The organism is Moorena sp. SIO3B2 (assembly GCF_010692525.1).
Taxonomy (GTDB): domain Bacteria; phylum Cyanobacteriota; class Cyanobacteriia; order Cyanobacteriales; family Coleofasciculaceae; genus Moorena; species Moorena producens.
The window spans coordinates 1-6,491 of the sequence record NZ_JAAHHE010000335.1; the positions used below are offsets into that span (position 1 = coordinate 1).

Sequence of the window (6,491 nt, forward strand, 5' to 3'; positions counted from 1 at the left end):
TAAAAAGTAGAGCGCCTGTGCTGTTGATTGGGTAAAGGTAGTCATCTGTTCACCCCCTACAGGACAATGCGATCGCCTTTGACCAGAGGCAAATCAAGCACTGGACTATCTTCGTCCAGGTAGATAAACCGATAGCTAGGTTCGTTAGACACCCCTTCGTGTAAAAGACGGCTCAACCTGGGTTTTCCGGTAGAGTTCAGTAGGGATTCTCCTAGGGATACGGACGGAATAGTGACACGTTCCTCCATCAGTTGTCGTAAAGTCGTTCCCACCGGAACAAATACCGGTTGTTCCTGTAGCACCACAGTAATTTCTGGAATCACTGTTGCTCGTCCTCGGAAATAAAAGCTAGCAACGTTTGTATTTTTATCCAGCTCTGTTACTGTTGCGGCTCCCATAATGGTTGCAGCCTGTCCGGGATCGAGGGAACCTGCAGAGGGAGCTGCCAAACTAGGATAAACCAGCCGCAAGTAGGGTTTTTGATAGCCAACTTTAAAGGTATCCAGACTACTTCCAGCCCCTACCGTAGCAATATCTGTGGTGACATAGGGCTGAATTTGGGACAAAAACCCATCAAAATTAATCATTAGGTTAGTGCTATCCCGATAACTGTTGAGGGTGTAGTAAGACGTGCCACTGCCCACAAACCCTGAATTAGCCGTAGATTGGGCTGGATGAACCAACTGATAGTTTTGGTAATCGACCCGTAACCGCATTCCAGCTTGCAAATCCACTGAGCCATTAACAGTATCCAAGCCGTAGTAGTAGTAGAGAATTTCCTCAACCAACAACGGCATCCGTTCAGCAATCCGGGTTTTGACCAGAGTGAGGGTACCAGAAATCAGATTACTGTTGGTATCTAGTTGAGCAATAAAGTTGTCGTAATCGGTCTTGAGTTGATCTAGCCAATTGTCACTGCTTTCCGGAGGAGTTATGGTGAGGGTGCAGCTTTGATCGGCATTTTCTGTCAGGGTAAAGATGCCTGTCGTGCTGGAAATGTTATTGGAATCCGCAGCAGTGTTGAATAACTGGGGCAATGTTGTGGTTTGGGTGATAGTAGCAGGGTCGTTGCCATTCCCCAAATAAATAACAGGTTTTTCCTCCACCACCGTAAAGTAGTAGTCCGCTTGATGGCGAAACTGTTCCGCAAAGATCACATCTACTTGGGAGTTTAACCGTTCCAAAATCGCTTCCAGGATGTGATTGGGAGTCAGCGGTGGGCGGACTAGGGTAAACTCCGGCACTGTAAAGGTGTTTACCGTTCCTGCTTGATCGGTCCAATCAAAGGTTCCAGAGACTTTGGCCAAAAAGCCTAACTCAGTCAGTTCCAGGATTACAGTGGCGTTCATCACGGAAGCGATCGCTACCTGGTCGATAATCTTTTGGGAGGTACCAGGTTCAAAGATTGGACCTAAGGTAACTTCAAACGGTAGACTTAAATTTCTTTGCCCTTCCAGGACAAACTGCTCATTGCGCCACCAGCCATGGAGTACAAGGTTTTCTCCCAACCAATTGCCCTTGAGAACGACTTTCCCATCTTCAATCCCGAGGGGGTCAAATTGACTCCGTTGTTGATCGTGACGAGCAAAGAGTAGCTTGAAATCTACCGTCCAATCAAATGGGCGATAATCCCTTAATTGGGGGAGTACCAGTTCAGACACAGAGGTGATGGAAGACATCTGCCATATCTCACCCGTGCTATCTGGTTTCAGGAATAGAGACAACCCCTCTAGGGTATTAATTTGTCCTAATCCGATTTGAAGGTCTAATTCCGGTGAATTGAGGGCAAGTTTACCCGGCGCATCCCCTTGAACTGCCGTAAAGGGAATTGACGTTTTCCATAATGTGCTATCCACTTGTCCCCACTTAAAGTACCAGCTTGGGGAGGTTCCAGGTTCTGATTGCCATTCCAGGGCAATCTTGGTGAAGTCAAACTCAGGAGTAACTTCCCGGATTTCAGAGGTGTCAACCTTAAGATTGAGCTTAGACTCTGAATAGTGCTCTACATCCGGCATACCCTCCAAAGTCAGTTCAGCCGTTAGGGGTTGGTCCAAGGGACTGGGCATATTAGTCAGCGTCAGGTTGCCCAAAATTTCAATGGTGGGGTAGTAGCGCTGGTAAATCGCCTCTGGTGTCAGGGCGGAGTCATAAATTGCCACCTCGTAGAGTTCCCCTTCCCAAGGGAAATCTTGATTCCTTGGGGAGTTGCCCCTGCGATCGAGAAATAAAACGTCATTTGCTAACGCTAACTTAACAGCAGGGTGATTTGTCCAAGGCTTAAGTTCCTTATCACCCCTATCTTTCCAAGGAGAATCCTCCTGATCATCCCGATTTTTCCAAGGAGAATCCTCATCATCTCGATTTTCCCAACGATTACCCCTCTGATTCCTATTTCTCGAACGATTACTCTGCTGATGCCTATTTCTCCAAAAATGACGCTCCTGATCATCGCTATTAATCCATTTTGAATTGTCTAGCGTTCCATTGAGATACACCTTGGCATTATCACTCTCATCCCCCAAGTTATTCTGTGAAAAGGTATAGACAACATAGGTTAGCTCCTCGGTTGTTACTGTGTCGGGACTTGTGGTCAGGATTTGCCAATATCGGTTTCTATCATTAGTGTTGGTGCGCAATAGCACACTATACTCGTCTTGATGGTACCAATCCCCCGACCACCGATTTCCATAACCCTTTAGCCATTCTGAATCCCCTTGAGCCAGAGTCACATAGGGATTTTCAGGATCTTCGGATAGAGTAAGGACTATAGCTGGGTATTTTTGACCCGTTTGGCTAGGCTTAATCCAGGTTGCAATAGTGATTTCGTTGGTCTCTTGGAATGCCTTGATCAGTTTGCTAGCAGAACTTAGGTTTGCCGCTTCTAGGGTGGCATTTTCACTCTCGATCAAGCCATCTTTAACAGCGATAGACCCTAATCCCCACTCCACTGTTTCTGGCTCCGTTTGAATCCGTAAGTCGATGGCGGGTGCATCTTCGCTATTCCTCAAGGAGCAATCATAAACCCATTCTCCCGACTTTTCTCCAAACCAATAGAGCACCTGGGGTTGAAGAGGATTTGGCCCAGGTTGCACGGTAAAAGTCGTCAACTCTAAATTGCCCCAGGGTTGAATTGGGATTTCCTGAGGATTATTGGGATTGTAATTAAAAATTAGTTCAGAGCCATCGCTCACCCCTGCCTCAAGAACGATATCTTGACCAGAGAAAACCGCCGTCACTGTTCCACTGACAGTGGCGGTTTCCGAATTAAGTTGCTGGGTAAAACTCAGATTTAAATCTTTGAAATGGGTTGAGCCTTCGGGACTAAATCCAAAAGAGTCAGTAGATTGAACTCCTAAGGTAAATGAATCGCTGTCGTAGGTGAGTTCAATATTATAAAATGCATCGAAAGGTGAGGCGGGTAATCCCGGTAAAATTAGGCTACCTTGATAAAGGCTCTTATCAATGGTTTCTCCAGGTTTGAGAATTTGTGCAACTGATGATTCTGCTAGAAACTCGGATATTGTTTGTTTGCTATAGCGTTCCTTATCGAGTCCTTCAGGAATTGTAATCCAATAAATCTGGAAACCAGTCTGAGCATCAATCTCGTATTTAAAGTAGTACTCAGAACCTAGACTCAATAATGTTATAAATCCGTCTGCGAGCATAAAAACTCCTTTGAATTCTATCTAAGAGGATATCTCCCAAGTTTTTTGATACTGAATTTTGCCCCCCTAGCCCCCCAACTTTGGGGGGAACAAGAGTCAATTTGCTTCTAAAAGTCCCCCAAAATTGGGGGATTTAGGGGGCTTGGATGTAGCAAATGAGACTTCTCAGACAACCTCTAAGGATTCAGCAACGTTGGTTATGGAATAAAACCAGGAGCAAGTGCAGTTTTATCAAGTTGAGCCGGTTGAGCTTGCTCAACAAAATCTATCACAGACTACCCCTAAGCAGAGCTTTTTTTTTACTAAACTTAATATTTACTAAACTTACTTAATAAATTACTAGTAGATAAATTAGCAGTATCCTGAATATATTCCCGATACCGAGAGCCACTCCAGGTTTTTCCTTGATGTCTTTACTGTCTGCCTAGTTGACGTTTAGGTTTTTATCCTGTATCTTGTTTTTCTTATTTCTGAGTTTCCGGTTTTTTGAGTAGGTCTTTTGATGGCGGTTTTGATGAGATTTTGCGATCTAACTCTGCTACTTACAGGCAGTTTCTCTATTTCTTGTTTCAGTTCTTCTCTTGTTCCTTGCTGCTGAGCTATAGCCTTGGCTGCAGTCATGAGCATTTCTACCACTTCCTCCTTCGGCAACTGGTTGAATCTTTCTGGATCTAGTTCGATCGGCTTTTATTTGGTCACGATTGCAATCCTATACCTTTGTTTCGCTTTTGTCAATACCCCACACCCTTAATCCTTACTTTAGTCGGGGAATCAAAAACGACTCGGCGGTTAAAAACACCGTGAAAAGTTCCATTTTCCAACATGTCTTTTATTTGCTACACTTTTATCAGTAGAGTAAAGCGATAAAACTTTGATGTTGATCTAGGAAATAAAAATTCAGGATACTGCAGATAATTGCAGAAAATTTAATGAAGTTTACCTATAATAATATTGGCCTATAGCAATCCGTGTAGGAATTGAGATAATTTTGATGCGATATTCCCTACTCCCTACTCCCTACTCCCAGATCCGCTGTTCCCTTTGCTATATAAAAGCATTATTAAAGCATGGATATACGGTAAAGAAAAAAAACGAAATGATGCCTGAAATTATGGCGTTGCTGAATTAAGGAATGAATGCGCGATCATATGGTTTTGTTAAAGCCCCCTAAATCCCCCAAGCGAGCAATCCCTCGCTTGGGGGACGCAAGAAAGTTTTGTTCCCCCCAAGCGAGCAATCCCTCGCTTGGGGGGCTAGGGCGTGTCTTCAAACTCGGAGATCCCCCTAAATCCCCCTTAAAAAAGGGGGACTTTGAGTATCGCTCCCCCCTTCCGCGCGGGGGGCTGGGGGGGATCATAATCTTGCGGAAAACTTTGAAAACATGCCCTAGGGGGGCGAAACCATACCCAGAATCAGCAACGCCGAAATTATTGCCAAAGATTAGCTGATAATTCGTAAGCATATGCCCTAGGCGCACGCTACTTGAGGTGCATTCAGTCGTCAGCTGTCAGCCGTTGGCCTTGGGCTTTGGCCACGGTACGGGAATGGCCATGCTATGGGAATGGCCAACGGCTGAATGCTTACAATTAGATCAGCCAACTCGACGAAAGGGAAAGACTCACAGTGACGTGGGAATCCCCCGGCACGAGGATTGTTCCCCCCGGGGGAGGATGCCAATCGAAACCATACCCTAAAATGAGAGAGTTTTCCTATTTCATCAGTAAATTGGCGATATTGTTAATCTTTGTTAATTTTTAATAATTTTTATGGTGAGATCCCCAAGGGATGTTACTATCCGGTGTTTATGTATAAAAATTGTTAACGTGGATTAATGGGTGGAGAGATTTGGTGAGCCACTTAAGTCTAGAGCAAGAGGAGCAACTCCAGAAAATAGGGACTTATCTCAGCCAACTCAGGCAGGAGAAATCTATACCTATTGAGGAAGTCGCTGACACAACCTTTATTCGATTGCATATATTGCAAGCCCTTGAAGCAGGGCAATCCGAGCCCTTGCCCGAGCCAGTTTACATTCAAGGCTTCATTCGTCGCTATGCAGAGTTTCTCGGTCTAGATGGTCCAGGGATAGCCAAAACGTTTCCAGTTAATTCTGGATTGTCCTTGAAAACCGAGGAAACCGAGGAAACCGAGAAAACCGAGGAAAGCGAGCCTGGTCAGTTAGTCTTGTATACAGGTACCCCCTCACAACAGAAATCTCAGACTCTAACCTCTGCTCAAAAGATTCCTAGGATTGTAGCCAAAAGCAAGACTGTCAAGACTGTAGCCAAAAGCTTACAACCCTATTATCCTTACATCATAATAGTAAGCTTGATCAGTGTTGCTGGTGGACTAATTTATCTACTCAACACCGTGTTCACCTATCTCACTAATCGACAGATCGAAAACTCATCCGTTGCTCAGGAGCAGACAACCCCAGATAAACCAGAACAACCAGCACCAGCCCCTAAACCCGAACCTAAACCACCCCCCAAACCTAAACCTTCCCCATCTAATCCATTAATTAAAGTAAGCTTGAGTATTACAGAGCAATCTTGGGTACGAGTGGTAGTTGATGGCAAAATCGAGTTGGAAGAAACCTTACCCAAGGGATATCAGAAAACCTGGATTGCTAAACAAAAACTGACTGTGAGGTCAGGGAATGCCGGAGGTGTCTTGTACACTGTGGATCAACAGCAAGCAAAATCCCTCGGGAAACGTGGTGCTGTGGTACAGAGGAGTTTTAGCTTAGCTGCTCAGTAGATCAGTGGCAGTAGCTTGTAGGGTGGGCAAAAACAGTTTGGTTTAAATGAGTATTCATGATTAGATTAC

General features: G+C 44.9%; 4 protein-coding genes. 2 read left to right on the forward strand and 2 right to left on the reverse strand.

Features of this window, described 5'->3' with window-relative positions:
- Positions 1–56: 56 nt before the first annotated feature.
- A complete protein-coding gene (locus tag F6K38_RS32835) occupies positions 57–3,665 on the reverse strand; it encodes a LamG-like jellyroll fold domain-containing protein (protein WP_287359279.1) in 3,609 nt (1,202 codons plus the stop codon).
- 435 nt (positions 3,666–4,100) lie between these two features.
- On the reverse strand, positions 4,101–4,286 hold the full coding sequence (locus tag F6K38_RS32840; RefSeq protein ID WP_287250605.1) for a hypothetical protein: 186 nt from the start codon (positions 4,284–4,286) through the stop codon (positions 4,101–4,103).
- Positions 4,287–4,653: 367 nt separating this feature from the next.
- Between F6K38_RS32840 and F6K38_RS32845 the strand changes: the two genes are divergently transcribed.
- Positions 4,654–4,794, forward strand: coding sequence for a hypothetical protein (locus tag F6K38_RS32845; protein ID WP_287250603.1), 141 nt, complete (start codon positions 4,654–4,656; stop codon positions 4,792–4,794).
- A 719-nt stretch (positions 4,795–5,513) separates the two neighbouring features.
- Positions 5,514–6,422, forward strand: a complete 909-nt coding sequence (locus F6K38_RS32850) for a helix-turn-helix domain-containing protein (RefSeq protein ID WP_008188798.1) — start codon at positions 5,514–5,516, stop codon at positions 6,420–6,422.
- Positions 6,423–6,491 lie beyond the last annotated feature (69 nt).

Excerpts from the sequence above, each read along its gene's own strand:
- F6K38_RS32835 (WP_287359279.1), bottom strand. The coding sequence starts at position 3,665 with ATGCTCGCAGACGGATTTATAACATTATTGAGTCTAGGTTCTGAGTAC.
- F6K38_RS32840 (WP_287250605.1), bottom strand. The coding sequence starts at position 4,286 with ATGACTGCAGCCAAGGCTATAGCTCAGCAGCAAGGAACAAGAGAAGAA.